This is a genomic window from Mucilaginibacter sp. P5_A6 (assembly GCF_056400585.1).
Window position 1 is genome coordinate 110,628 of record NZ_JBFUKZ010000012.1, and the last position, 25,599, is coordinate 136,226.

At 41.8% G+C, this 25,599-nt stretch carries 23 protein-coding genes; 16 read left to right on the forward strand and 7 right to left on the reverse strand.

The window, feature by feature from the left end:
- Nucleotides 1-135 precede the first annotated feature (135 nt).
- Together AC1DO4_RS14690 and AC1DO4_RS14695 are read right to left on the reverse strand one after the other, a co-directional pair.
- Entirely contained in the window at nucleotides 136-1,446 is a 1,311-nt protein-coding gene (locus AC1DO4_RS14690; RefSeq protein WP_477417045.1) for a M16 family metallopeptidase, read from the reverse strand.
- Nucleotides 1,443-2,828: a M16 family metallopeptidase gene (locus AC1DO4_RS14695; RefSeq protein WP_477417047.1), complete on the reverse strand. Its 1,386-nt coding sequence runs from the start codon at nucleotides 2,826-2,828 to the stop codon at nucleotides 1,443-1,445. The genes AC1DO4_RS14690 and AC1DO4_RS14695 overlap by 4 nt, the downstream gene beginning before the upstream one ends.
- Nucleotides 2,829-2,973: 145 nt before the next feature.
- On the opposite strand from AC1DO4_RS14695, the gene AC1DO4_RS14700 reads away from it, so the two are divergent.
- The 3 genes from AC1DO4_RS14700 (at nucleotide 2,974) to AC1DO4_RS14710 (ending at nucleotide 4,622) form a co-directional block, all read left to right on the forward strand.
- Nucleotides 2,974-3,810, forward strand: a complete 837-nt coding sequence (locus AC1DO4_RS14700) for a sulfite exporter TauE/SafE family protein (RefSeq protein WP_477417049.1) — start codon at nucleotides 2,974-2,976, stop codon at nucleotides 3,808-3,810.
- Nucleotides 3,811-3,964: 154 nt separating this feature from the next.
- Nucleotides 3,965-4,345: a DUF1634 domain-containing protein gene (locus AC1DO4_RS14705; protein ID WP_477417051.1), complete on the forward strand. Its 381-nt coding sequence runs from the start codon at nucleotides 3,965-3,967 to the stop codon at nucleotides 4,343-4,345.
- Between the two features lie 61 nt (nucleotides 4,346-4,406).
- The gene (locus AC1DO4_RS14710; RefSeq protein ID WP_477417053.1) at nucleotides 4,407-4,622 is read left to right on the forward strand and encodes a KTSC domain-containing protein; all 216 of its coding nucleotides are present in this window, start codon (nucleotides 4,407-4,409) and stop codon (nucleotides 4,620-4,622) included.
- Nucleotides 4,623-4,631: 9 nt separating this feature from the next.
- Here AC1DO4_RS14710 and AC1DO4_RS14715 read toward each other — a convergent pair whose 3' ends face one another.
- On the reverse strand, nucleotides 4,632-7,079 hold the full coding sequence (locus AC1DO4_RS14715) for an outer membrane beta-barrel protein (protein ID WP_477417055.1): 2,448 nt from the start codon (nucleotides 7,077-7,079) through the stop codon (nucleotides 4,632-4,634).
- A gap of 272 nt (nucleotides 7,080-7,351) precedes the next feature.
- On the opposite strand from AC1DO4_RS14715, the gene AC1DO4_RS14720 reads away from it, so the two are divergent.
- Nucleotides 7,352-8,674: an alpha/beta hydrolase gene (locus AC1DO4_RS14720; RefSeq protein ID WP_477417057.1), complete on the forward strand. Its 1,323-nt coding sequence runs from the start codon at nucleotides 7,352-7,354 to the stop codon at nucleotides 8,672-8,674.
- A 40-nt stretch (nucleotides 8,675-8,714) separates the two neighbouring features.
- Here the strand turns inward: AC1DO4_RS14720 and AC1DO4_RS14725 are convergent, their stop codons facing one another.
- The gene (locus AC1DO4_RS14725) at nucleotides 8,715-9,188 is read right to left on the reverse strand and encodes a DinB family protein (RefSeq protein WP_477417059.1); all 474 of its coding nucleotides are present in this window, start codon (nucleotides 9,186-9,188) and stop codon (nucleotides 8,715-8,717) included.
- A gap of 86 nt (nucleotides 9,189-9,274) precedes the next feature.
- On the opposite strand from AC1DO4_RS14725, the gene AC1DO4_RS14730 reads away from it, so the two are divergent.
- Entirely contained in the window at nucleotides 9,275-11,059 is a 1,785-nt protein-coding gene (locus AC1DO4_RS14730; RefSeq protein WP_477417061.1) for a DUF885 domain-containing protein, read from the forward strand.
- Nucleotides 11,060-11,208: 149 nt separating this feature from the next.
- Here the strand turns inward: AC1DO4_RS14730 and AC1DO4_RS14735 are convergent, their stop codons facing one another.
- The gene (locus AC1DO4_RS14735; RefSeq protein WP_477417063.1) at nucleotides 11,209-11,454 is read right to left on the reverse strand and encodes a hypothetical protein; all 246 of its coding nucleotides are present in this window, start codon (nucleotides 11,452-11,454) and stop codon (nucleotides 11,209-11,211) included.
- Nucleotides 11,455-11,606: 152 nt separating this feature from the next.
- On the opposite strand from AC1DO4_RS14735, the gene AC1DO4_RS14740 reads away from it, so the two are divergent.
- From AC1DO4_RS14740 to AC1DO4_RS14760, 5 genes are all read left to right on the forward strand, one after another.
- A complete protein-coding gene (locus tag AC1DO4_RS14740; protein WP_477417065.1) occupies nucleotides 11,607-12,533 on the forward strand; it encodes a DUF6263 family protein in 927 nt (308 codons plus the stop codon).
- A gap of 67 nt (nucleotides 12,534-12,600) precedes the next feature.
- Nucleotides 12,601-14,616, forward strand: coding sequence for an NAD-dependent DNA ligase LigA (ligA, locus tag AC1DO4_RS14745; protein ID WP_477417067.1), 2,016 nt, complete (start codon nucleotides 12,601-12,603; stop codon nucleotides 14,614-14,616).
- Nucleotides 14,617-14,911: 295 nt separating this feature from the next.
- Complete coding sequence (locus AC1DO4_RS14750; protein WP_477417069.1) at nucleotides 14,912-17,365, forward strand: DUF5686 and carboxypeptidase regulatory-like domain-containing protein; 2,454 nt, start codon at nucleotides 14,912-14,914, stop codon at nucleotides 17,363-17,365.
- A 171-nt stretch (nucleotides 17,366-17,536) separates the two neighbouring features.
- Nucleotides 17,537-18,415 carry a 4-hydroxy-tetrahydrodipicolinate synthase gene (dapA, locus tag AC1DO4_RS14755; RefSeq protein ID WP_477417071.1) on the forward strand — a complete coding sequence of 293 codons (879 nt, stop codon included), beginning with the start codon at nucleotides 17,537-17,539 and terminating at the stop codon, nucleotides 18,413-18,415.
- 224 nt (nucleotides 18,416-18,639) lie between these two features.
- Nucleotides 18,640-19,437, forward strand: a complete 798-nt coding sequence (locus AC1DO4_RS14760) for a Fic family protein (RefSeq protein ID WP_477417073.1) — start codon at nucleotides 18,640-18,642, stop codon at nucleotides 19,435-19,437.
- Nucleotides 19,438-19,669: 232 nt separating this feature from the next.
- On the opposite strand, the gene AC1DO4_RS14765 is transcribed toward AC1DO4_RS14760, so the two are convergent.
- Complete coding sequence (locus AC1DO4_RS14765; RefSeq protein WP_090652322.1) at nucleotides 19,670-19,849, reverse strand: histone H1; 180 nt, start codon at nucleotides 19,847-19,849, stop codon at nucleotides 19,670-19,672.
- Between the two features lie 398 nt (nucleotides 19,850-20,247).
- Between AC1DO4_RS14765 and AC1DO4_RS14770 the strand changes: the two genes are divergently transcribed.
- The 5 genes from AC1DO4_RS14770 (at nucleotide 20,248) to AC1DO4_RS14790 (ending at nucleotide 23,080) form a co-directional block, all read left to right on the forward strand.
- On the forward strand, nucleotides 20,248-20,580 hold the full coding sequence (locus AC1DO4_RS14770; protein WP_477417075.1) for a hypothetical protein: 333 nt from the start codon (nucleotides 20,248-20,250) through the stop codon (nucleotides 20,578-20,580).
- Between the two features lie 218 nt (nucleotides 20,581-20,798).
- Nucleotides 20,799-21,380 carry a Crp/Fnr family transcriptional regulator gene (locus tag AC1DO4_RS14775; RefSeq protein WP_477417077.1) on the forward strand — a complete coding sequence of 194 codons (582 nt, stop codon included), beginning with the start codon at nucleotides 20,799-20,801 and terminating at the stop codon, nucleotides 21,378-21,380.
- Nucleotides 21,381-21,500: 120 nt separating this feature from the next.
- Nucleotides 21,501-21,917, forward strand: coding sequence for an ABA4-like family protein (locus tag AC1DO4_RS14780; RefSeq protein WP_477417079.1), 417 nt, complete (start codon nucleotides 21,501-21,503; stop codon nucleotides 21,915-21,917).
- Entirely contained in the window at nucleotides 21,914-22,678 is a 765-nt protein-coding gene (locus AC1DO4_RS14785; RefSeq protein WP_477417081.1) for a hypothetical protein, read from the forward strand. The genes AC1DO4_RS14780 and AC1DO4_RS14785 overlap by 4 nt, the downstream gene beginning before the upstream one ends.
- A 180-nt stretch (nucleotides 22,679-22,858) precedes the next feature.
- Nucleotides 22,859-23,080 (forward strand): hypothetical protein, encoded by a 222-nt coding sequence (locus AC1DO4_RS14790; protein WP_477417083.1) that lies wholly within the window; start codon nucleotides 22,859-22,861, stop codon nucleotides 23,078-23,080.
- A 217-nt stretch (nucleotides 23,081-23,297) separates the two neighbouring features.
- Here AC1DO4_RS14790 and AC1DO4_RS14795 read toward each other — a convergent pair whose 3' ends face one another.
- On the reverse strand, nucleotides 23,298-24,737 hold the full coding sequence (locus AC1DO4_RS14795; protein WP_477417085.1) for a glycoside hydrolase family 125 protein: 1,440 nt from the start codon (nucleotides 24,735-24,737) through the stop codon (nucleotides 23,298-23,300).
- Nucleotides 24,738-24,999: 262 nt separating this feature from the next.
- Here AC1DO4_RS14795 and AC1DO4_RS14800 point away from each other — a divergent pair, with 262 nt between their 5' ends.
- Nucleotides 25,000-25,560: an NUDIX domain-containing protein gene (locus AC1DO4_RS14800; RefSeq protein WP_477417087.1), complete on the forward strand. Its 561-nt coding sequence runs from the start codon at nucleotides 25,000-25,002 to the stop codon at nucleotides 25,558-25,560.
- Nucleotides 25,561-25,599 lie beyond the last annotated feature (39 nt).

A 25,599-nucleotide genomic window follows, 5' to 3' on the forward strand; every position in this document is an offset into this window, starting at 1 on the left:
CATTAGTGGAAATTGTTCGTCAGGTTGCTTGATAAGCTTAACTAAAATGTCGCCCACTTTAGGTTGATTGTGAATATTATCAAAGAGCCAACGCCTGCAAAGACCAATAAACTAATGAACCAGTGAACCAATGAACTAATCATTCCTGATTACCTTCTTAAACGCCTCAGCCGCTTCGGTGGCTTTTTCCGGGTCGCCGAGGTAGCTCCATCTCAGGCCTACAATATACTTGTACATGGCCTGGTTAATTTGGTCTACGGTTACTTTTTCTATCAGTTTTGGCAGGTCATCGGCAATTTGCCATCCGCCTAAAATTTCAGCAATGCCCAGGCTGCCGGTAATTGATGCGGTGCTTTGCTGCTTGATATAGTTTGTAGTAATAAAGCTGCTTTTTATACGCTGTAATCCTTCGGGAGTTAAACCATGGCTTAATACTTTTTTTACTTGCCTGTTTATGGCCAGTACTGCCTCTTTTGGATTAGTTGTACTTACATACATAATACCATATGGCATTTGCTGCATTACCGAATATGTACCCGGATCATAAGAAAGGTTAAGCCTTGTGCGCAATTCGCTAAAAAGGGAGCCGCCCAGGGCCGAGATCCCAACGCGGTAGGGCACATAATCCGGGCTGTTAAATTTGGGGGAATTCATAATGCCATTAATATAATTAGTTTGCAGGTTTCTGTTTTCCTTCAGTAAATGATAATCATTCCAGATGGGCTCTTCCAGGGTTACCGGATTATAAGGTTTTGACGGTAAACCTGAAAATGATGCTTTAATTTTTGCAATAAGCTCCGCTTTATCAACCTTACCGGCAACCACAATAAACAGTTGGTTTTTATTTAATATGGAGTTATAGTAGGTTTTAAGATCAGCGGCTGTAAGTTTGCTCAAAATTTCTTCGGTGCCATCAGGATCTGTAGCATATGGAGTACCCTCAAAGGCATTTTGCAATACCAGGTGTTCTGCTTGTTTGTCTGGGTTTGATTGATCGCCTTTTACCTTTGCAATCATTTTGTTCCTTAAAAGCTCAGCCTCACCGGCATCAAAAACAGGGTTCACAATAGCTTCGGTAAACAGGTCCCAGCCCTCGTTAAAATATTTGGCAACGCATTCCATTTGGATATTGCCATAATCATATTCTGAGTTCGAGCCTATGTTGATGCCATATTTATCGGCCCTGTCTTTGTAAACATTGCCTGTGTATTTTTTTGTGCCGCATTCATTGGTTGCTTCCAGCGCAAAGCTTTCAATACCAGCCTGGCTCGCAGGGTAATTGGTTACACCGCCCCGATAGTACATGCGTACATTAATGATCTCTTTTAAGGTTGGTTTAAATATCACCTTTATGCCATCCACATCAAACGAGGTAGTTTCTGTTTGAGCCAAAACCATAGATATGCCGCTGCAGATCAACAGGATGGTTGTTAATAGTTTCTTCATTGATTTAATGAGTTTGATGCTGTAAAAAAGGTTTTGGGATCAACTTGTGCGGCAAGGGTGGGGTTGATAAGCATCCCGGCGCAATAGGGTTTGTTTTTAATATACTTGCGTACATAGTTTTGCAGATCGGCACGGGTTACCTTGTTTAACCTCGCATTATAAGTAGTGAAGTAGTTAAGAGAGGCCGACGACCACCAGAACGATAATACCTGCACAAAATCGGATGCTACTTCTTCTTCCTGAACCTTAAGGATGCCCAGTTTTTGTTTGGAAGTGGCAATTTGTTCATCAGTTACATAGTCATCCTTGTCCATCAGCGCAAGTTGCCTTTTTATTTCGGCCATGCATTCCTTAATTTTATTAGGGTTGGGTACCACAAAGAGGGTGATAGGGCCAACATGACTTAAGGTTAAATAACTGATGTTTACATCAAGCGCCAGGCCCGATTGTACCAAAGCTTTTTTTAGCGTGGATGAGTTTTGATTTAATATATAGCTAAACACATCTGCCGCGTAGGTTGATGGAATATCGGTACGGGTATCGGGCCCCTGCCAGTCTATCATAATGAAAGGCACGTTGCTCAGGTCTGATTCAATAATAAAATAATCCGGCTTTACCAGCGGTTTAAACTCAGGAATGGGCCATTTTTTAAACGGATCAAAGCCCGATGGTTTCCAGCTGCCATAAATAGCTTCTACTTTTTTAAAAACATCCTCATGCGCAACGTCACCGGCAACGGTTAGCAGCGCGTTATTAGGGTAATAGTATTTGTTTTTAATGGAATCCATCAAGTCGGGCGTGGCCGAGCGGATAACATCATGGTCACCTATGGCGTTTTTACGACTGTACAGGCTGCCCCACATGTGGTGGTCCATAGCATTGCTCAAAGCAAAGACGGGACTTGATTCCTGCCGTTGGAATTCGCCGTCAACAACCACATTTTCCTTAGCCATTTCCTTGCTGTCAAACAATGGGTAGCGGATAGCCGAGTTCATAAAATCAAGTCCCTGGTTTAAGTTGAATTTTGGCAGCGTAAAATAATAGTTTACGTTTTCGTAAGTGGTCGATCCGTTAAACTGCATCCCCAGCTCACTTACCTTGTCTAAAAAATCGTCCTGGTTTTTATAATCCTTATTGGCTTTAAAAAACATATGCTCATACAAATGGCTCAGGCCGTTAAACTTTGGCGTTTCGGTGTATGATCCATTTTTGCAGGTGATCATGATAGTTGCAAGTGGTACACTATTATCTTCAACCACCAGTACATCCAGGCCGTTGGGCAGCTTGCGCAAAAACATATTGGCAGGCAGTTTAGTTTGCCCCAAAAGCAAAACGGGCATCAAGGCCGAAAGGAATAAAAGCAGGCAGGCTTTCTTGTTCATGTATTTAAGTTTTAAGGGCTTAAAATAGTAAAACAAATTAACGCAAAGGGCATAATCTGCGTTATATATTAAAATACTTGTGAAAGGGTTAGTGGCTATCTAAAAAAGTTATTGTTACTTTCGCAATTCAACATTGCTGCAAATTATGTCGGTAATTGTACTAACGCTTATTATACTTATCGGCTCGTATTTTGCGGGATTACTGGGTTCGCTAACCGGCTTGGGTGGTGGTGTGGTTATTATTCCCTTGCTCACACTGTTATTAAAGGTTGATATCCATTATGCCATCGGCGCTTCGCTGGTATCGGTAATTGCTACTTCATCTGGATCGGCCGCGGCTTATGTTAAAGAGGGTATCACCAACATCAGGCTGGGTATGTTTTTGGAGATTGCCACAACAGCCGGGGCCATGGTGGGCGCGTTGATTGCTGTTTATATCCCAACTCATTACATCGCTATATTATTTGGGGTGATATTGATCCTGTCGGCCATTATGTCTTTAACGAAAAAGGTTGAAATTATTAATCAGCAACCAAGTAAACTTGCCGAAAAACTCAAACTGAACAGTACATATCCATCGCGCCAGGGCACGGTAGCTTACAAAGTTAAAAATGTAGGTGGCGGTTTTTTTATGATGATGTTTGCCGGCACCATATCCGGGTTGTTAGGAATAGGATCAGGCGCGTTAAAGGTGCTGGCTATGGATACCATTATGCGTATCCCCTTTAAAGTATCAACCACAACAAGTAACTTTATGATAGGTGTAACAGCCGCGGCAAGCGCGGTGGTTTACCTTCAACGCGGATATATTGATCCGGGACTATCCATGCCGGTTGCTATAGGAGTTTTATTGGGGGCGCTTAGCGGATCAAAAATACTGGTACACACCAGTTCATCCGGCTGGTTGCGATGGGTTTTTGCTATAGTTGTAACCTTTTTGGCTTCGCAAATGATATATAATGGGCTCACACATAAGATTTAGTCATAGGGCATTATGCTGCGCTTGTCATTGGTGCCTTTCTGGTTAGAAAAATAGTTATCGCTAATTAAAACAAAGCATCCGATTGTCAATTCCGACTAATGACTAATGACTAATGACTAATGACTAATGACTAATGACTAATGACTAATGACTAATGACTAAATTCAAAGATACCGACATGCAATCCGTTATAGGTTGGATATTGCGGGCAGGGGTTTTGATATCCATGAGTGTGGTGTTTATTGGCGGTGTGCTGTACCTGTACAGGCACGGGCAAAGTCATGTAGATTACAGTACCTTTAAGGGTGTGCCCGATTTTGTGCAGAACGCAAGTGGTATCATTAACGGCATTTTTACATTACGCGGCAGAGCTATTATACAAGCCGGTATTATTTTGCTGATAGCTACACCAATAATAAGGGTTGTATTCTCGGCTATTGGTTTTGTATTGGAAAAGGACTACCTGTACCTGTGCATTACATTATTAGTTTTGCTTATTATTTTGGCAAGCATGCTTAGCGGCCACGCGGGGTAATTGTTTTTTAAAACATTTTTCCTTTTTGAATATTATATATAATAATATGTAATACCAGGATATGCTAAGGCAGGCTGTGCAATCATCGGCATTAAGTAGTGCGGGCTATAATCCTTCCACGAAGGTTTTGGAATTGGAGTTTAGAGATAGTGGAGGGGTATGGCAATATTTTGGCTTTTCAAAAGCATCCTTTAAAAAATTTATGCATGCCGAGTCATTAGGGAACTTTTTTGTAACCCGGATAAAAGGTAAGTATCCTGAACTAAGGATAAGGTAACCAAAAGGTTTAGTTACCCGTACGGCGTTGCTCATCGGCGTTGCCTGTATCATGCTTTAAGGCCGACTTAACTGTGCTTTTACCAAAGCGGTAAGAAAAACTTATTCTGAATATGCGGGTTTCTTTTTTGTCTGTTCCTGATAGGTCGACGTTTTGGTAAACAGCGTGATTGCGGTCGCGGTCGGTGTTAAAAATATCAGTCACATTTACTTTGATGCTGCCACGTTTGTTAAAAAGCTGTTTGCTGATACCAGCGTTAACAGAATAGGTTTCTTTTAGCCGGTTGATCCCATATAAAGTAGGCGATTCAAACCGGCCTGAGATCTCGGCGGATATGGTATTGCTGATAGCAAAGTTTTGTGTGCTGTTGGCCGTAATATACTGCGATGCCTTATCAAAATTGCCGTTAACGGGATAAGCTTTGTAGCGCAGGTATGATGCATCCACATTGAAATTGCCCGACCACCAACTGGTAAACTGCACAGGCGCATAAAACGCAATTCCGTATGAAAATACATGGCCAAAATTTTTGCGCTCTGTTACATTAACCTTGGTGGCATCATTTTGATTGTATAAAGGAAAGTCATACGCATCATTAGTTTGAGAATAATATACCGATGTAATAAATTCTTCTTTATAAGTATGCGATAGCTGGATAGTATTGGTATACTCGGGCTTTAGGTTTTTATTACCAGATCGATAATCATATGGATCTGTATAGTATAAAAATGGATTAATATCCTGGTAATCGGGCCGGTGGATACCGCTGTTGTAGCTTAAACTATATGCGTTTTTATTATTGTAAGTGTATGATAACTGTGCCAGGGGGAAAAGGTTAAAGTAATTGTTAATGCTGGCATCTGTATTGCTTTTGTTTAATCCTATCGAAACACCTTTTGAGTGGGTATTCTCGGCACGTATACCAGCAGTAAGGTTCCATTTTCCAATTTTGTTTACATAGTTTATATAACCCGCGCTTACCTGTTCGGTATATAAAAACCGATTACTAAAATTAGTGTCGGCCTTGTAGGCGCTGTTTACTTTAGGGCCGAATATGAGGTTATTATCACTTTTGGTACTACTGTATTTAACGCCGGCCTCTAATCTTGACGTTTTAGAGAACGGGTTAATATAATCGATCTTTGATGTCCAGGTGTGGATGTCAGATGGCGAAAGATTCTCCAACTCCATCGTATTGCGGTAAGTGCTGCCATTGGGCCTGTAAAAGTTATTGGTAATATACTCGTTTGAATGGCGCYTATAAGTGGAGTAATTTACATCAGCAGATATAGTTTTGCCGCTTTTATCCAATTCGGCATTATAATTAATATTATAGTTAAAAAGGTTGCTGCTCCGGTTAAGATCAGATTGAGCGATGATTATGGAATCAAGTTTGTTTTGATTGGAGATCTCTAAATTATTACTTTTTATAAAGGCGTCAGTCCTTACAATGCCACTCACCAAAATACCTATGGTTTGCTTTTCTGACAGGGAATAATCAACACCCAATTTGAAATTATGATTTTGCGTTCTTTGAATATTATTATACGCTACATTATAATTACTTAAAGTATCATGATAATTAATATTTCTGTTGTTGCTAAAGTAGCGGGTGGTTTTATTGTCATCAAAAGTGTAATTACCAAACACATTAAGTTTTGCCGTACGGTTATTGAACACTATGCCGATACGGCCCTTTGCATATTTGCCTATACCCGCTCCGGCGGTAAAGGTTCCGTTGGTGCCCAGATTTTTACCTTTTTTTAATACGATATTGATGATACCCCCACCCGAGGCATCATATTTTGCCGAGCTGCTGCTGATGATCTCGATTTGGTCAATAGTGCTGCTTTGCATGCTGCGCAACAGGTTATTAAGATCATCGCCGGTTAGGTTTGTTGTTTTGCCGTCAATAGTGATGAGGGCTGGTTGCCGTCCAATAATGCTTAATGTTTCTTTATCGCCCCCGGCATGTACTCCCGGCGACTGGCGCAATATTTCATAGGCCGAGTTGCCATCGGCTAAAATACTGTTTTGAATGTTTAATATAATCTTGCCGGGCTTTACTTCAATGTAAGGTTTACGTGCTATAATTGTAACATCTTTTAACTGGGTGCTTACCTGTTTCAGAATAACGTCAGGAGCCACAAAAGTTTGGCCGGCAGTTAATTGATAAGGCCCTGAATATACTTTGCCACTGCCTATCTGGGTTACTAAAAGTAAATAATTCCCGGGTTTCAGGTTGTTTAACTTGTAATTTCCTGATCTATCAGCCAATCCCGATCTAATGATGGTCGAATCAGCATATTTCATCAGTACAACGGTAGCCCCCTCGGCAGGGCCGTTAATATCTATCACAACTTTACCTTGAATAGCAGAAGGTTGGGTTTGAGCAAAAGAAATACAACGCACTCCGGTAAGGAATGCAAAAAAAATGCTTCCGAATAAAACCTTCATTAATAGTTAGATGTAGAAATTTCCGATATTTTCAGTATATGAAATGTAACGCAATATAACACAAAATATTAAATTGATAATATATTGATAATTTGTTTTTTACGGCCTGTTAATAAATAAGATAGGTTCCATATCGATGTTTACACGTAAAAACCATTATAAATCTAACGTTGCTCTCAGTGTGAAATATGTAAATCAAATAAAATGAAACCCATACGTTTTTTATTAATTTCGCATCAAACAGGCGTTATGCCGTTTGGAAGATTATAACCATGAAGAAAGTTAGTTTTTTAGTACTGATCATATGTTTTGCAACTAAGCTTTTTGCACAAACAGAGCCGGCTAATTATAAAACCGCACTAAGCAGGTTTATACAATTTTACAACAGTAACAAGCCCGATAGTATTTTTAATTTTTTTAGCCCCGAAATGAAAGCCAGCCTGCCGTTGGAAAGCTTCAAAACTACTACGCTTCAATTAAAGACACAAATGGGAAGCCTGGACCGAACCGATTTTGTAAAATTTGCCAGTCCCATAGCCGCATATAAAGCAACATTTAGTAAAGGGACGTTTTTATTGAATATAGCTTTGAATGATAAAAACCAATACACTGGTTTGTTTTTAAAACCATATGAGGGTGCAGCGGCCGAGGCAAATACAAACGGACCTACTGCCCCTGCCGCAGCTGCATTTGTTATGGATCCGTCTATTCAAGAAACACCGGTATCGGTAAAAAACCTTGCCGGCGCTATATCGGGTACCCTGGCCATGCCTAAAAACGTTACCGGCAAAGTGCCGGTAGTATTGATAATTGCCGGATCGGGCCCAACAGACAGAGATGGTAACAGCCCTAAGTTAGGCTTATCGGCCAATGTTTATAAAATGATTGCCAACGAATTGGGCAAAAGCGGTATTGCCTCTTTACGTTATGATAAACGCCTTGTTGGCCAAAGTGTAAGCTCTACCACAGAAAATCAGATAAGGTTTGAGGATTATGTGGAAGATGCTGTTAACCTGATAAATTTCCTGAATGATGACGAGCGGTTTTCGCGCATCATTGTATTAGGCCATAGCGAAGGGTCATTAGTAGGCATACTTTCATCTGTTGATGAGCCGGTAAAAGCATTCATTTCCGTAGCCGGTCCCGGCGATTCGGCAGATATCATCCTTACCGAGCAAATGAAATCGCAGCCAACACATATTTCTGAAGGATTTAAGCGGATGCTTGATAGTTTGAAAAGGGGGAAGACAACCGATAATATCGATCCTTCACTATATTTTATAGCAAGGCCCGGGATTCAAAAATACCTGATGTCGTGGTTCAGGTATAACCCTGCCAGGGAAATAAGGAAATTAAAAATGCCTATACTGATTGTTCAGGGCACTACCGATTTGCAGGTAAAAGTTGGAGATGCCGAAAAATTAAAAAAAGCCAAATCAGATGCCGTGCTTGATATTATACCCGATATGAACCACGTTTTAAAAGAAGCGCCTATAGATAAGGATAAAAACCTAGCCACCTACAACGAACCAGACCGGCCTCTAAAGCCCGAATTTGTGAAGGCGGTTATTAGTTTTGTGAAGAAGGTGAGGTAGTTTATTTTTACCGAAAGGACGCGTTTTAATTTAAAGGGGCCTACCCCCAGGCTCCTAATAACCTCCGTATTACAATGATCTCGGCAACGTGATAAGCCATATGATCTGCCGCCTGCAATGCTTCCCGTAAAATATGCTGTCCGTCGCCATGTGGGATCCTTGTAAACAGGTCCCTGGTTTTTACAAGTTCTATAAGTTCGTCCAGGTCTTTATTTATTTGGTTAACTGATTTGGCCCAGGCTTCGTCGCTCCCGGGTTCCGTTTCTTTTGGCCAGTATCCATCGGGCCATTCGGGCGATTGATGGCTGCCATCCTTACAAAACTCCAGCATATCCCATTGTGCAATGCGTATATGATCAACCAATTGCCAGATGCTGTAAGGTAACTTACCGGGTTTTGCACCACGCAGGTTTTTAGGCAAGTCATCCAACGCTTTTTTTATATCGGCATGCGCATTGCCACCTTGCAGTAAATGCACTATTTCTTCAATCAAAATTTTGTGTTCGTTATTCATAATGCCCAAAGTAACAAATTAAGCTACCGTTTGATTTATTCACCTTAAATGTTTTAAGTTTATGCGGTATTTAATTTTATTATCCCGTGATTAAAAACATACTGTTTAAAATAGCACTGGTTGTTGTGCTTTTCATGGTAGCCTTAACCGGCTGCAAAAAGGAAAGTGCAAGCAGCTATCCAACGTTTGGTAAAGATGATGAAGCTTTCACCATTTATGAAAACTCCTTCCTGGATGGTTTATGGAAGCTAAACCCCGACTGGGCTACGTCTGTAGGTTACCATAAATACGATAGTTTGCTATTTATTCCAAATCAACAAAGTCGCGATAAGATACTTGATTTTGCCAAAGTGCAAAAAGATTCCCTAAGCAGATTTGATGTAAACACGCTTAATGAAAGTAACAGAGTTGACTTTAAAATGTTGGAGAATCAGCTGGATTATGCGCAATGGCAGATAAAACAACTGAAGAGTTACGAATGGGACCCATCTTCATACAACGTAATTAGCACTTTTGCCTATATTTTGAATGAGCACTATGCTCCGCTTACCAAACGCCTGCGCAATTTTTATCAACGAATGGTTAATGTGCCGCTTTTTTATAAAGATGCTCAGAAGCAGATAAAAAACCCGGTGGCCGAGCTTACCAGCCTTGCCATTGAGCAAAACCTGGGTGGCGTGGATGTAATAGAAAAAGACTTTGCCGACTCGCTTAAGAAAACTAATATCCCCAAGGCCGAACAAAAATTGATGACAGACAGGGTTGCCATCACCGTTAAGGCTATAAAGGATTATGCCGAATGGTTAAAGAATTTAAAGAACGACCACCCACGCAGTTTCAGGCTGGGCAAGGATTTGTATGAAGATAAATTTAAGTACGAAATAGTAGCTGCAAACACCGCCCAGCAGGTTTACAATGCCGCGGTACAGCGTAAAAAATATGTTCACCAGCAGATGGCTAAAATAAGCAGGCAGTTGTGGCCAAAATATTTTGGTAATAAGGCGATACCTGTTGATTCACTGGCGATGATTAGCCAGCTGATTGATAGCCTGTCATCAAACCACGTAAAGCCGGATGAGTTTCAGTCGGCCATTGTGCAGCTGATTCCTAAGCTAAATAAGTTCGTGACTGCCAAAGACCTGGTAACGCTTGATCCAACCAAACCGCTCATTATTCGTAAAGAGCCGGGTTATATGGCAGGTGTTGCCGGTGCATCTATGAGTGGGCCGGGGCCTTATGATAAAAATGGCAATTCCTATTACAATGTAGGCAGCCTTGCCAACTGGTCAAAAGAAAAAGCAGAAAGCTACCTGCGCGAGTACAACCAGTACATCATCCAGATATTGAGTATCCACGAGGCTGTGCCCGGCCACTATGTACAGGGCGTTTATGCTAATAAAGTGCCAAGTATCGTCAAAGCTGTATTTGGCAATGGCGCCATGGCCGAAGGTTGGGCTGTGTATAGCGAGCAGATGATGCTGGACGCGGGCTATGGCAATAATGAAGCCGAGATGCTGCTGATGTGGTATAAATGGAACCTGCGTTCGGTATGCAATGCCATATTGGATTACAGTGTGCATAGCGGTGGCATGACCAAAGAGCAGGCCATTAAAATGCTTACCACCGAAGCCTTTCAGCAACAGGCCGAAGCCGATGGCAAATGGAAAAGGGTAAGTGTTAGCAGCGTACAGCTTACCAGCTATTACACCGGCTATAAAGAGATCATGGACCTGCGCGATGCCTGGAAAGATAAAATGGGCGATAAATATAAACTCAAGGATTTTAACGAGAAATTTTTAAGCTATGGCAGTGCCCCGGTTAAATTTATTAAGGAGGCTATGCTGGCAAAGGAACCGGTGAAGAAGGGATAGAAGCGTCCCGCGTTTGTTTTTAAGTCCTCCCTTCGGGGAGGGTTTGGGTGGGCTAATAAAAAAAGATAGCCCACGAATAATAAATTCCCATGGACTATGAACCATGAGCCATTACCCATGAACTATCAAATTCTTTTTTACCTGTTTTATTAATACCCGTAATGATTTTTTATATGCTGCGCCAGCTGGGCCATTATTTTATCTTCCAGCTTACCCTGGCAGCAAACAACGTTTCGGTTTTCATCAAAATTAACTTCAGCGATAATCTTACCCTGATCAACCACGCGGAACTTTCCTGCCTCGTTGGGTAATACAGCTACAACGCGTTCATCGTTTTTAAAATTGATCAGCACGTGAAATTGACGCTGTGGTATAAATGCTATTTGCTGTAACATAAAACCCTCCTTTCGGTTATTAAAATGACTGAATGATAAAGAGTAATTGGTTACTATAAAGTTAACGAATTTAGTTTTAATTAATTGTTAAAATTTATTACATTTTTTTGATAAAATAATATAATATCTTAGCCCGGTAAGCTCTTAACGCCATGAAATATCTGTTCAACCTGTTTTTACTGTTAATTGCAACAGTTACCTGCCAGGGGCAAAGGTTAAAACTCGCTCTGCATTTAACAAAAGGTAATACTTATAATATGATTACCACCACCACATCGGCTATAAAGCAAACCATAAACGGGCAGGTAAATAATATGGATGTTTCAATATCCGGAACCACATCCTTTAAAGTGCTAAATGCAGACGATTCCCTGTACTATATGGAGGTTACCTACAAAAACCTGAATATGAAAATGCAGTTACCAAGCGGGGCGGTGAGCTTTGATTCCCAAAAAAAAGACCCTGCGGATATTATGTCGTCTATTTTAGGAGGCCTGATTGATAAGCCATTTACCGCCACTTTTACCAAAAGTGGCAAGATTCAATCGGTTGAAAATGTCGAAAGCATGATCTCATCAGTTCTTGATGGTTTTTCGCAGATCCAGGGAGTGCAAAAAGAACAGTTAAAAGCAAAGTTCATACAATCATTTGGTGGCGGGGCTATTAAAGGAAGCATCGAAATGTCGACAGCGGTTTTTCCGGAAATAGCTGTAGCGAAAAATGATAAATGGACCATCCGCACCACGCTTCAAAGCACCATGAAGGCCAATGTTACAACGGATTACCAGCTAACTGATGTTACGCCATCAAGTTACGTGATCCATGGCGACGGCACAATAGTAACCATTACCGGGCCGGTAGCGGATATGCCGATGAAATATGATATGAAGGGAACCATGATATCCGATATTAAAGCAGATAAGGTAACCGGCTGGATCAGCGAATCAAAAATTAAACAAAATATCAGCGGAACGGTGTCAATAAAAGATAATCCAGATGTTCCCGGCGGCATTACCTTTCCAATGAGCATGATTAGTGAAACGGTTATTACGGATAAGCCAATAGTCACTGGTCATTAGGCCAGCATTTGAAAAAACTAATGACCAGTGACTAACGACCAATCACTAAATTATTACCTTCGCATATATGTCACCCGCCGAAGCAAAAAAACAGATCCAGGCATTAACCGCCGAGTTAAAGCAGCACAATTACAACTACTATGTGCTGGCTATGCCTACAATTACCGATTTTGATTTTGACAAGAAACTGGAGCAACTGAACAAGCTTGAGAAGGAATTCCCGGAGTTTGCCGACCCGGATTCGCCTACGCAACGGGTGGGTGGAGATATCACCAAGGAGTTTGTAACAGTAAAGCACCGCTGGCCCATGCTGTCGTTAGGTAACACCTACAACGCGCAGGAACTGGTGGAGTTTGATCAGCGCATCCGCAAGGCTATTGGCGATAATTTTGAATACGTTTGCGAGCTTAAGTTTGATGGCCTCAGCATGAGTTTAACTTATGAAGATGGCAAGCTGGTTCGCGCCGTAACCCGCGGCGACGGTACACAGGGCGATGAGGTAACTACCAATGTGCGCACTATTCACAGCATCCCTAAAAAGTTAGATAAAGGCGGCTACCCCAATCTGTTTGAAATAAGGGGCGAGGTGTTTATGCACCTGAAAGCCTTTGAGCGGTTGAACAAAGAACGTGCAGACAATGGTGAGGTGACTTACGCCAACCCGCGTAACTTTGCATCGGGCACCATGAAGCTCCAGGATTCGGCAGAGGTAGCCAGGCGTCCGCTTGACTGTTTCCTGTATGGTTTATACACCGAAAAAACTTTGTTTAAAACCCATTGGGAAAGCCTGGAAGCTGTAAAAAGCTGGGGTTTTCATGTAGATAACCATAGCCGCTTATGCGGCGACATTAACGATGTACTGGAATTTATAAACAAATGGGATAAAGACCGTTTCGGTCTGAGCTATGATATAGATGGTATTGTTATTAAGGTAAATAATTACTCGCAGCAGCAGGAGCTGGGCTTTACTTCCAAATCGCCCCGCTGGGCCATATCATACAAGTTTAAAGCAGAGCGTGTGGAGACCGAACTGCTGCAGGTAAGCTACCAGGTTGGCCGTACAGGCGCGGTTACGCCGGTAGCCAACTTAAAGCCGGTGCTGTTGGCAGGCACAACTGTAAAACGCGCCACCCTGCACAATGCCGATGAAATTACCGAGCGCCTGAAACTGCACGAACATGATACCGTTTTTGTTGAAAAAGGAGGGGAGATCATCCCGAAGATCATCAGTGTGAATTTAGATAAGCGCAAACCCGATGCAAAACCTATAGCCTACTTAACCCATTGCCCGGCATGTAATACCCCATTATTACGTACCGAAGGTGAAGCTGCCTGGTACTGCCCCAATGATGAAGGCTGCCCGCCGCAGATAGTTGGCAAAATGCAGCATTTTATTGGCCGTAAAGCCATGGATATTGATGGTTTGGGCGATGAAACAATTGAAACATTATACTCGCGTGGGTTTATAAAACACATTAGTGATATTTACGATTTGTATACGCATGCCGATGAGTTAAAACAGATAGACCGTTTTGGAGAAAAATCCATCAACAATATGCTCGACGGGATCGAAAAATCAAAACAGATGCCGTTTGAAAAGGTATTGTTTGGCCTGGGCATCCGTTATATTGGTGAAACAGTAGCCAAAAAACTGGCTTTTCATTTTAARTCAATTGATAAACTGATGGCTGCCAGTCTTGAAGACCTCGTGGCTGCGGATGAAATAGGTGAGCGTATTGCTCAAAGCATTATCGAGTATTTTGGCGATCAAAAACATCAGCAGGAAATAGAAAAATTAAAAGCCCGGGATTTGCAGTTTGTTGTAGTGGAAAATGAGGTTAAGCTGGCAAGCGAGAAATTAACGGGGCAAAGCTTTATCATATCCGGTGTGTTCGAAAAATTCTCGCGCGATGAGCTGAAAGACCTTATTGAGCAAAATGGCGGTAAAATATTGAGCGGTATTTCGGCTAAGTTGAGCTACCTGGTGGCCGGTGATAATATGGGCCCCGCCAAGCTGGAAAAAGCTCAAAAATTAAATATCCCCATCATCAGCGACCAGGAGTTGCTGGACCTGATAAGCTAAAATTTGTAAGCTTCGTGCCTACCCATGACTGTTTGCAAAAAAAAGTCATGGGTTATGCCGAACGCAGTGAAGCATCTATTCTTCGCCATGCTTCTTCGCCCTGTACAGTATGCGAATGGATCCTTCAAACGTTCAAGGATGACAAACCTTTTAAAATGTCATTTCCCCCTTCAAAGTCCCCGGATTTTAGCTCCAATGGTACATTTAGTTATTTCAAAGCGATTTCACACAATTTAACATTTAACCACTGTAACATTTAGTAAATAAGCTTCATCTTAGCTTAAATACCTGCTAAATGAAATTAACCCCGTTATTATTCCTGTTTTTAGGTTTAAATATTCATGTGTTTTCACAACAGCAGCTCAGCATCAGCGGTAAAATAACCGACGAAAATAATAAACCCATCCCTTTTGCATCGGTATATATAAAAAACACCACCAAAGGTGTATCGGCCAACAGCGACGGCGCTTACCAGATACAGCTAAAGCCGGGCACTTATGAGTTGCAGTTTAAAGCAGTAGGATTTGGGCAGCAAAGTAAACAGGTAAGGCTAACTGAAAGCCAGGTGATAAACATCAGCCTGAAAACGGAAATCTACCAGCTTAAGGATATTGCCATACATGCCGGCGGCGAAGATCCGGCCTACGCCATCATCCGGAAGGCTATTAAAAAGCGCAAAACTTATTTAAACGAGGTAAATGCCTATACCTGCGATATTTATATAAAAGGATTACAAAAATTATTGGCCGCCCCAAAATCATTCATGGGTTTTGATGTGCAGAAAGCTACCAGCGAGGCCGGGCTCGACTCCAATCGTACCGGCATTGTGTACCTTTCGGAGTCTGAATCAAAATACAGCTTTATGCGGCCCGACCTGGTGCATGAGGTGCAGGTATCGTCAAAAGTATCGGGTTTTAACAGGGCTTTCAGCTTTAACCGGTCATCAGATATGCTGGTGAACTTTTACCAGAATTTTGAGAGCTGGAAGGGCCTCAGCAACCGCCCGCTGGTATCGCCCATAGCGGATAATGCCTTGTTTTACTATAAGTATAAGCTGATAGGAGTGACCGTTGAAAACGGCGAAACCATTAACAAAATCCAGGTAACGCCCCGGCGCGGTTACGATCCATGTTTTGAGGGCTATATTTACATACTGGACGATAGCTGGCGGCTTTCGGCATTGCAGCTTTTTATCAGTAAAAAATCGAACATCAATTTTGTTGATACGCTGAAGATAAACCAACAGTTTTACCCGGTAAATGATAAGGTATGGATGCCGGCTTCAATTAAATTTGAATTTACCGGCGGTGTTTTTGGTTTTAAGCTGGGCGGGTATTTTATAAGCATTTATAAAAATTATGACCTTAACCCCGTACTTAACAAAAAGGATTTTGTGGAGCGGATCAATATCAGCAAAGGGCATGATAAGGATTCGGTATACTGGGCACAGGAGCGTCCTATTCCGCTTACCGATGAGGAAAAGAAAGACTATGAGGTTAAGGGTAAACTGGCCATTAAACGCGAATCAAAACCCTATCTCGATTCGTTGGATAAAGCCAATAACACTTTTAAACTAAGTAATTTGCTGGTTACAGGTATTGATACCCGTAACCGGTACAATAAAGAAAGTTTTCACTATAACAGTGTATTAAACTCGGTATTGTACAACACCGTTGAGGGTTTTGCTGTTAACTATGGTGTAAGTTACAGTAAACTTACAGATACCGTTAACAATAGCTCTATAACCGTGAATGCCAGGGCACGCTATGGTTTCAGCAATCACCTGTTTAATGGCGTTGCCGGGGTTGCTATGCCCGTGAAGCGAATGACATTGAGCTTCAACGCCGGATCGGACATTACTGATCTCAACAATAATCAACCCCAATCTCCATTTTTAAATTCAGTTTACACGTTGTTTTACAGGTGGAACTATCAAAAGCTGTATCAAAAACAATTTGCCTCGGCATCGCTTTCCGGTCGGATCGGCGGCGGATGGCAGGCCAGCGCCTATGTGGAGTGGGCTAACCGTAAATGGTTGCCTAATAGTACCAATTACAGCTTTTTTCATAACAGCGACCGCCAGTTTACTTCAAACAATCCTTTAGTGCCCACGCAGGATGTACCGCTGTTTCCAGAGAATCAATCCTTCAAAATAAGTACACGCATTAGTTATGATTTTAGCAACCGGTATGAAACCTATCCGTTTGGTCGTAGGTATCTGCCATCCAAATTTCCAACTATCGGTATCAATTATACCAAAGGGATAAACGGGGTATTTGGAAGCGATGTGGACTACGACCTGCTGAGCGCCGACATTGCGAAATCTGATATTGACCTCGGTTTTTATGGGCAAACCTCCTTTTTTATCGGCGCAGGAAAATTCCTCAATACAAACAAAGTATATTACCCAGATTATAAGCACTTTGATGGTAACCAGCTGGTAGTTTACAAACCGGCTTTTAACCGCTTCCTGCTTTTGAATTATTACAATTTCAGCACACCGGATAAATACATCGAAGGTCATCTGGAACATAACTTCTCGGGTTTTATAACCAATAAGATCCCCTTTATCCGCAATTTAAAACTACAGGAGATCATTGATGTAAATTACCTGTACACTCCAACACTTAAAAATTACACCGAACTTGGTTTCGGTTTACAATACCGCGCTGTGAGGGTATTGTACGGCGTGAGTTATAATAGCGGAAGTAATATGAGGAATAATTTGGTGATAGGAATTTCTCTTTAGCAGCAAGTAGTTAATATCAGGTAGCAAGTAATCTTCAGCCGGCGATAATAGAAAACTGTACCGTTAATACCAGTCAAGGCTTGATACATGATACTTATCCGATAAAATCTTGATACATGATACTAACTACTTGATACTTTCCTCCTATATTAGCGTCCTTTAAATTTAATCATGAATATATTTTACGGAACGGGGGTAGCCATGGTGACCCCTTTTCATGCGGATGGAAAGATCGACTACGATGGGTTGAAAAACCTTATTGAACATTTGATTGATGGCGGGGTAGAATACCTTGTATCATTAGGTACAACCGGCGAAAGCGCCACGTTAAGCGAGGCCGAACGAAAGCAGGTTTGGGCTTTTACTGCCGGGGTGGTGAATAAGCGTGTTGGCCTGGTTGCCGGTATAGGTGGTAATAATACTCATGAAGTTGTTGAGCAGGTAAAATCATTTAATACCGATGGTTTCGATGCCATACTATCGGCAAGCCCGCATTATAACAAGCCCACACAGGAGGGTATTTACCAGCATTATAAAGCAATAGCCGAAAATGCGAAGCTGCCCATTATTTTATATAATGTACCCAGCCGTACGGGCAGTACTATAAGTGCCGAAACCACAGTGCGCCTGGCAAAGGATTTTAAAAATATCATCGGTATAAAAGAGGCCTCGGGTAGTTTCGACCTGTTTAACCAACTGGTGCGTGATATGCCCGAAGGGTTTTTATTCATATCGGGCGATGATCCGGTTACTTTGCCTATGATGGCATTGGGCGCGGTAGGAGTGATATCGGTTATAGGCAACGCTTTGCCAAGACAGCTATCAGATATGGTGCGTTTATTATTGAATAACGATTATAAAGGCGCCCATGCCGCTCATTATAGTTTAATAGAATTTACCCGACTGATGTTTGCCGATGGCAGTCCGGCCGGCGTTAAAGCCGCCTTAAAGCAATTAGGCATTTGCGGTGATACCGTGCGGTTACCCCTGGTGCAGGTTGGCAAGGCTACTGCCGATGCCATTATTAAGGAAACGCAAAGTTTAGCTTAAATAGCGACAGCTTAAAAATAAAGAAAGCCATGTCAATTTGATGTGGCTTTTTTGTTGCGGCAATAAATAGAAAGTGAGAGAACGTGCGGTTCCTTACTGTGTATTTTTAAATATCATATTAATCCGGGAGATGGGAGAAGGTATAAATTAACCTTTTAGTCGCCACCCAGATCAGGAACAGATCGGATTTGAATTGTTTTATCCCTATTTTCGTATCATCAAATATGGACCTGGTAAAACTCATAACAAAATATAATGACCTGGGCATACCGGGGGTGCTTGATCATGACAGGTTTAACCTGATCGCCATTGATCATCATTCAACGCGAATTGAGGGCTCCACGCTCACCGAAATTGAAACACAGGTGCTTATTAATGAGGGGCGCACACCTAATGGTAAGCCGCTTGAAGAAAGCCTGATGGTAACGGATCATCATGCCGCCCTTTTGTTTACAATGGAAAATGCAAAAGCTAAGCGAAGTTTATCTGTAACTCTTTTACAGCAGATAAATGCCCTGGTGATGAAAAATACCGGTAAAGTTTATAACACTATGCTGGGTACCGTAGATTCAGCAACAGGAGCATTCCGTAGGGGTAATGTAACGGCTGGGGTTTCCTATTTCCCGAACTTTGATAAGGTAGAGCGATTAACAAAGGACCTTGTAAAAAAGTTGAATGAGGCAATGGAAAATTCCCTGTCTGTAGCGGAGCAATTAAACCTTTCGTTTGATGCTCATTTCAACCTCGTAAGCATCCACCCGTATTATGATGGTAATGGCCGTACCTCCCGCTTGCTGATGAATTATATTCAGGCTTATTATAACCTGCCTTTAGCCATTGTACAAAGCGAAAACAAGGTCGCATACATCCAGGCCCTGGTTGATACACGTGAACAGCAGAATATTCAGATATTCCGGAATTTTATGGGCGGCGAGTACGCTTTTCTGTTAGGGAAGGAAATAGAAAAATTTGAAGAAATGAAAAAACCTTCAAAAGGTGGGGGATTTTCCTTCTTATTTTGATCCGCGGCTTCCTGTTTATAATTGCAGGAGGCAAAAATATTGGTTTTTCGCGATAGGGATAGTAACGGGCACCGGCCCTCGGGGCTAAGGCCTGTGTAGTATGAGTGAATAACCCGGACCGCAGGGATCGCCCTCAATTTATCGATCAATAGGAACAAAATGGCAACAAAAAAACCCGGTTATTGATTGTAACCGGGTTTTTATAGGAATAAGATTGATCAAAAAATCTTCCTTAGCTTTCTTTATTTTTAGCCTCCTGAACCTCAAGGCGGATAGCCTGTGCCAGGTTTTTAAGATCTTGCATACCTTTGCGAACCCGGGTTCCGGCAGCGCTGTTTCCTTTGTTGTAGAATTTGTCGGCGTCAGCCTCTAAAGAAGCTACAAGCTCTTTTACTTCAGTAAATTTTTTCATTTAATTACTCCTTTTAAATTATGAGGTCTATTGTTTTTAATTAAAGCTAATCTATAAGGTTTTTTTTTAATTTAAAATTTTAAAAGCCGAAAAATACTGCCTTTAAAGCGGTTTTTTTCCACATTTTGAGTTATTCGCAAGTATTTATGTTTTGATTGTACAATATGAAAACGGTACTATACTATGGTATATTTTAGTTATATGTAAATGATAAATTTAATAATTAAAATATGTTGGTATTAAATAGTATTTAATTGCTTTTTAATTTAGATAGGCCTTATTTGATACACTTATTTAATTGATAGTAATATTTCCGTATCGGCTGGCGAGATATATTTTTATGTTTGCCTGGATGTAGCGTTTAGCGCCACCCTAGCGTATAAGAAGAAAAAGCCGACATGAAAAAAATGTTTCTCCTGTTAGGTTTAGGATTGATTGTTTTTGGTTGTAAAAAAAGCAACCCTAACCCCGGCAAAAGCCAGGGGACAATAATTGGCTACGACCTTAGGTTATGCCCCAGCCCCATGTGCGGAGGCCTTGAAATAACTATTAAAGACGATACAGCCAAAAAACCGCCACCCTTTTACAAAATTAATTCAACACTACAACAATTGGGCATCAGTGAAAACACGGCATTCCCAATAAATGTTAATTTGAACTGGAAACACGATACCTTACCGTATGGCGCTTATAACTACATAGTTGTTTCGCAAGTAAAGATTGTTAAATAGCTGTTTCACCAACAGATCATCCGTGGCATTCAAACGCCATGTGATTTCACGTCATGACGCAAGCAAAATAAAATCACTTTGCGTCTTCCCTTCTTTGCGTGAAAACCCTCAACTTAGATGGCAGCGGCATACCGGGATTGAAAGTTTTGCAATTATCCGTGTATATTTGGTATAGCTGCTCCTGGTGTTTGGCCATTGATAAGCGCTGCCCATTCCATATGCACGAAATTATTACGCAATCATTACGTAGCCTTGTTGATTTTAACGATGAAGAGCTTTTTTTGTTTATGCAGAGACTTAAGCCGGTAAGCTTAAAAAAGTATGCTTTTTACCTGAAAGAGGGGCAGGTTTGCAAAAGTATGGTTATTGTTTATAAAGGCGGACTAAGGTATTTTTCGCGGGGCGAAAAGGGGGACCATACCATTGGGTTTGCTTTTGAAGGCGAATGGATTGGTGATTACGAAAGCTTTTTATTACAGACTCCATCGCCCGATTTTATTGAGGCCCTTGAAGATTGTGAACTGTTTACCCTGGGCTACGCCGATATGCAGGCTTTGTACCAGCACAGCCAGCGCTTTGAAAAATTTGGGCGCATTATTGCCGAGAAACTTTTTATTGGTGCTGCCAAACAAAACCGTAATTTAATGATACAATCGGCCGAAGATAGGTACCAGGAATTACTAAGCACCCAGCCCCATATATTTGAAAGGCTACCACAGCATTTGATTGCATCGTACCTGGGCATCCAGCCTCAAAGCCTCAGCCGCATCCGAGCCAGGCTTTTAAATGCCAAAAATTAACTTAGGTTAATAAATCAGCTGCTCTTTTTAACCTCAAATCATTTTTGGGCGAAGCTATTAACGTCATTTTTGTGCTGTGCATTTTAAATGCACAGCGGTATCAAATAAATCAAAAATGATATGAATTCAGCACAGGTTTTTTCGGCAGTTAGCACACTTGCGGCTTTGCAATGGCTACTGTTAATAACGCTTCCAAAATGGAAGGTAACACAGCGGTTAATTAACTATGCTGTTGTTCCCTTATTATTGGCTGTTATTTACTGTATTTACATTGCGGGCTTTTTTAGCGTTCAGGGTGGTGGATTTGGGTCGATACAGGAGGTGCGTATGCTTTTTAGCAATGATAACCTGCTCCTCGCCGGCTGGGTGCATTACCTCGCTTTTGATTTGCTTATCGGCTTCTCTGTCATCCAATCGGCACAAACAAGGGCGGTTTCTCACTGGCTGGTAATCCCCTGCCTGGTACTCACTTTCATGTTTGGGCCATGTGGCTACCTGCTTTATCAAATCATCACTAAAATTAAAACCACCAAATGAAAACCTTATTCACCCGGATCAGGAATATAAGTCCTGCTTTTTATTATTGCGGTTTAGCGCATTTTGCGCTGTTTGTGCTGATGCTCATCATCGCTCAGTTTGATCACCGGCAGCTGATGGGGATCAACTTATGGATAAAGCCCATGAAGTTTGCCTTATCCATAGCTATTTACAGCCTAACATGGCCGCTGTTTTTACAATATCTGCCTTTTGACCGGGTTAAAAAAAGATTCATAAACTTTAGTGTATTTGCCCTCTCGTTCGAAATGGTTTGTATTGCTACACAGGCCGCAAGAGGACAACTATCGCATTACAACATTACCGGGCTTTATAACAACCTGGTGTTTGGCTTAATGGGGGTAGTTATCGCTTCGCAAACACTGTTTGCGCTTTATATGGGGTTCCTGTTTTTTAAAGTAAAGGCAGTGCAAATGCCGGCAGCTTTATTGTGGGGTATCCGTTTAGGGATAATTATGGCAGGTGTTTTTGCTTTTGAAGGTGGTATAATGGCCAGTCGGCTGGCGCATACCGTTGGCGCCAGCGACGGTGGAGAGGGCCTGCCTTTTTTTAACTGGAGCCGGATAGCGGGTGATTTACGGATAGCTCATTTTATGGGTTTACACGCTTTGCAAATTGTGCCCTTATTTGCCTTTTTAACCTGGTTTAAAAACGCGGGAGCAACCATCATTTTTGCAGCAGCATATTTTGTATTAATATCCCTGCTTTTGTACAATGCTATGCTGGGCAGGCCCTTGTTTTGAAGGAGGTTGTAAACTGCGTATATTTTTCTTTACAAAGTTTTTGCTCTCCGGAGCAGCGACCTTTGAGTTTGTATATTATTGAAAAACATATCTGCCCTTACCTGAATTATTTTAATGAATTTGCCCTGATTTCTTGATAGTTATAGTTGACAAAAAGCTAAAAACTAATTATATTTGAGTATGACAACACTAACTATCCATCCCATAACCGCTGATCAGGAAACTGCTATTCGCATGTTCCTGGATGCATTGCATGTTGATTATAATATCAGTGAAGAACCCGGGGATACAGCTTACCGGTTATCATCCAAAGCAAATCCAAAGCATCTGCAAAAATCAACTGAACAAGGGCAAAAACGAGAAGTTACCAAACTTCACATTGATGAAATATGGAAGCTGTAAATTTGCTGGTGAGTTCTCAAAAGCTATCTGAAAATAATAATTTGTTTTAGCAGCAGGTTATTTGTAATGGGTATTTAGTGTAAAAACTCAATATTTTGCATCTCCCGTATGCAATCCATACTGCTCTGTATATTCGAAAACGCAAATTATCTTTGCATAATTTCACTTCAAAATAAAAATGCCCATAATTAAATCACGGGCATTTTTATTTCAAAATTTAAAATATCTTCTGCAATAAATCCGGGTGGTGCGCATGCAATTTAATAATCAGCTCGCCAAATAGGGTATTGGCCCAGGCAAACCATTTGCGGGTAAAGTTGCTGGCATTATCCTTATGAAAACCTTCGTGCATAAAGCCGGTACCGGCATGGGTGTTTTTTAGCATGTGCAGGCATCGGGTCATCTCTAACTTATCTGTTGAAGTTAGTGCGCGCATCGTAATAGCCATTGGCCATATAAAATCCATCCCCACATGCGGACCGCCAATACCTTCGGCAACTTTGCCTTTAAAAAAGTATGGGTTATCCAGGCTCAGCACAAAGCGGCGTGTGTTTTGGTACAAAGGATCGCTTACCGGTAACGAGTCGAGGTACGGCAGGGCAAGCAGGCTTGGCACATTGCTATCATCCATCAACAATTGGTTGCCAAAACCATCAACCTCAAAGGCCAGAATTTTACCATAAACCGGGTGATTGGCAACCGCATATTTTTTAAGCGCGGCCTCCACTTCGGCGGCATGGGCTTTGCACGCTGCCGCTGTTTTGGCATCCTTGCCTATCACAGTAAACATTTCGGCCATTTGCCTCAAACTGGTTACCGCAAAGTAATTAGATGGTACAAGGAAGGGATAGATAGTAGCATCATCGGATGGCCGGAAGATGCTGCAGATGAGCCCAACAGGTTTCACCGGGTTACCATAACCCTTGTTTGGCGCGGTATCACTGGCGGTTTCTGTTTTACGCTGAAAGTGGTACGGACCTTTGCCTGTTTTGCGCTGCTGTACTTTAAAAGTATCCAGTATGGTTTTACCTGCTTTTTGCCAGGTTTCGTCAAAAAAGCTGGTGTCGCCGCTTATTTTCCAATAGTTATAGGCTAAACGAACAGGGTAGCAAAGGGAATCAATCTCCCATTTGCGTTCATGCAGTTCGGGCTTCATGTCGGTTACATCGCTGTCCCATTCGCTGCCGGTGGGGCCTTGGTTAAAGGCATTGGCGTAAGGATCTATCAAAACGCATTTGGCCTGCCGGCTTAATACCCCTTGTATCACCTTTTTAAGGGCCGGATCATTTTTTATAAGTGGCAAATAGGGCCAAACTTGTGCCGATGAATCGCGCATCCACATGGCAAAAATATCGCCGGTGATTACAAATGTATCGGGTTTCCCGTCTTTTTCTGAATAATTTACTGTTGTATCTAAAGTATTGGGGTAACAATTTTCAAAAAGCCAGGCTATTTCCGGGTCTTTTATATCGGCTTTAACTTTTTGTATAATGCTTTCAACAGCCTTGCTGGTGAATTTGCGGTCGGCAGGTTTTGGGCGACGGCTTTCAAATACAGGCGCGGTGCTGCCAAGCCAGGTTGGTACTGGTACAACGCCAAGGCCCAAACCAGCAGTTGCAACGCTGTTTAGTTTAATAAAATGTCTTCTGGTAATCATAAGCGGGTTTTTATAGTATGGTAAATGTAAAAATATAAAAGCCTTTGGTTATCCAAAAAAAATCGTGCTAAATTAATTTAGTAACAGTATTTTGTCCGTATTATAAATTAAGGCAACATTTAACAGGATGACTTATCAGCAAGATATTTTTAAACAGATGGTCAACGTATAGTACATATAAAAAAGCGAACACCTTATCGGTCTGATTATCTTTTATCTCAAAATCCTTTATCCTTAATCCAAAAAAAGCTATTTTTCCCCCATGCATCACCCCGAAGACAATCCCTGGAAAATAACCTCCGAAAAAGCCATATATGATAACCCCTGGATAAACGTAACAGAGTACCAGGTGATCAATCCATCGGGCAACCCTGGTATTTATGGCAAGGTGCATTTTAAAAACCTGGCCATCGGCGTTTTACCGCTGGACGACGATTTGAACACCTACCTGGTGGGCCAATATCGTTTTGTACTGAACCAATACAGCTGGGAAATGCCCGAAGGCGGCGGTCCGGAAGGCACCGATCCGCTGGAATCTGCCAAACGCGAACTGTTGGAAGAAACCGGCCTGAAAGCCAGCCGATGGACCGAAATCCAGCGCCTGCACCTGAGTAACTCCGTAAGCGACGAGCTTAGCATTTTATACGTAGCCCGTGACCTGGCCCAGTTTGAAGCCGAGCCGGAAGACACCGAGCAGCTGATTATAAAGAAGGTGCCCTTTGCCCAGGTATACCAGATGGTTTGCGATGGAGTGATCACTGACGCTATGACGGTTGCTGCGGTGCTAAAAGTGCAATTAATGATCACAGAAAACCAGATATAGACCCATAGGATTTCACAAAATAACCTAAATTTGCCTGTC

Excerpts from the sequence above, each read along its gene's own strand:
- AC1DO4_RS14690 (WP_477417045.1), bottom strand. The coding sequence starts at position 1,446 with ATGAAGAAACTATTAACAACCATCCTGTTGATCTGCAGCGGCATATCT.
- AC1DO4_RS14695 (WP_477417047.1), bottom strand. The coding sequence starts at position 2,828 with ATGAACAAGAAAGCCTGCCTGCTTTTATTCCTTTCGGCCTTGATGCCC.
- AC1DO4_RS14700 (WP_477417049.1), top strand. The coding sequence starts at position 2,974 with ATGTCGGTAATTGTACTAACGCTTATTATACTTATCGGCTCGTATTTT.
- AC1DO4_RS14705 (WP_477417051.1), top strand. The coding sequence starts at position 3,965 with ATGACTAAATTCAAAGATACCGACATGCAATCCGTTATAGGTTGGATA.
- AC1DO4_RS14710 (WP_477417053.1), top strand. The coding sequence starts at position 4,407 with ATGCTAAGGCAGGCTGTGCAATCATCGGCATTAAGTAGTGCGGGCTAT.
- AC1DO4_RS14720 (WP_477417057.1), top strand. The coding sequence starts at position 7,352 with ATGAAGAAAGTTAGTTTTTTAGTACTGATCATATGTTTTGCAACTAAG.
- AC1DO4_RS14725 (WP_477417059.1), bottom strand. The coding sequence starts at position 9,188 with ATGAATAACGAACACAAAATTTTGATTGAAGAAATAGTGCATTTACTG.
- AC1DO4_RS14735 (WP_477417063.1), bottom strand. The coding sequence starts at position 11,454 with ATGTTACAGCAAATAGCATTTATACCACAGCGTCAATTTCACGTGCTG.
- AC1DO4_RS14740 (WP_477417065.1), top strand. The coding sequence starts at position 11,607 with ATGAAATATCTGTTCAACCTGTTTTTACTGTTAATTGCAACAGTTACC.
- AC1DO4_RS14750 (WP_477417069.1), top strand. The coding sequence starts at position 14,912 with ATGAAATTAACCCCGTTATTATTCCTGTTTTTAGGTTTAAATATTCAT.
- dapA (WP_477417071.1), top strand. The coding sequence starts at position 17,537 with ATGAATATATTTTACGGAACGGGGGTAGCCATGGTGACCCCTTTTCAT.
- AC1DO4_RS14760 (WP_477417073.1), top strand. The coding sequence starts at position 18,640 with ATGGACCTGGTAAAACTCATAACAAAATATAATGACCTGGGCATACCG.
- AC1DO4_RS14765 (WP_090652322.1), bottom strand. The coding sequence starts at position 19,849 with ATGAAAAAATTTACTGAAGTAAAAGAGCTTGTAGCTTCTTTAGAGGCT.
- AC1DO4_RS14770 (WP_477417075.1), top strand. The coding sequence starts at position 20,248 with ATGAAAAAAATGTTTCTCCTGTTAGGTTTAGGATTGATTGTTTTTGGT.
- AC1DO4_RS14775 (WP_477417077.1), top strand. The coding sequence starts at position 20,799 with ATGCACGAAATTATTACGCAATCATTACGTAGCCTTGTTGATTTTAAC.
- AC1DO4_RS14780 (WP_477417079.1), top strand. The coding sequence starts at position 21,501 with ATGAATTCAGCACAGGTTTTTTCGGCAGTTAGCACACTTGCGGCTTTG.
- AC1DO4_RS14785 (WP_477417081.1), top strand. The coding sequence starts at position 21,914 with ATGAAAACCTTATTCACCCGGATCAGGAATATAAGTCCTGCTTTTTAT.
- AC1DO4_RS14790 (WP_477417083.1), top strand. The coding sequence starts at position 22,859 with ATGACAACACTAACTATCCATCCCATAACCGCTGATCAGGAAACTGCT.
- AC1DO4_RS14795 (WP_477417085.1), bottom strand. The coding sequence starts at position 24,737 with ATGATTACCAGAAGACATTTTATTAAACTAAACAGCGTTGCAACTGCT.
- AC1DO4_RS14800 (WP_477417087.1), top strand. The coding sequence starts at position 25,000 with ATGCATCACCCCGAAGACAATCCCTGGAAAATAACCTCCGAAAAAGCC.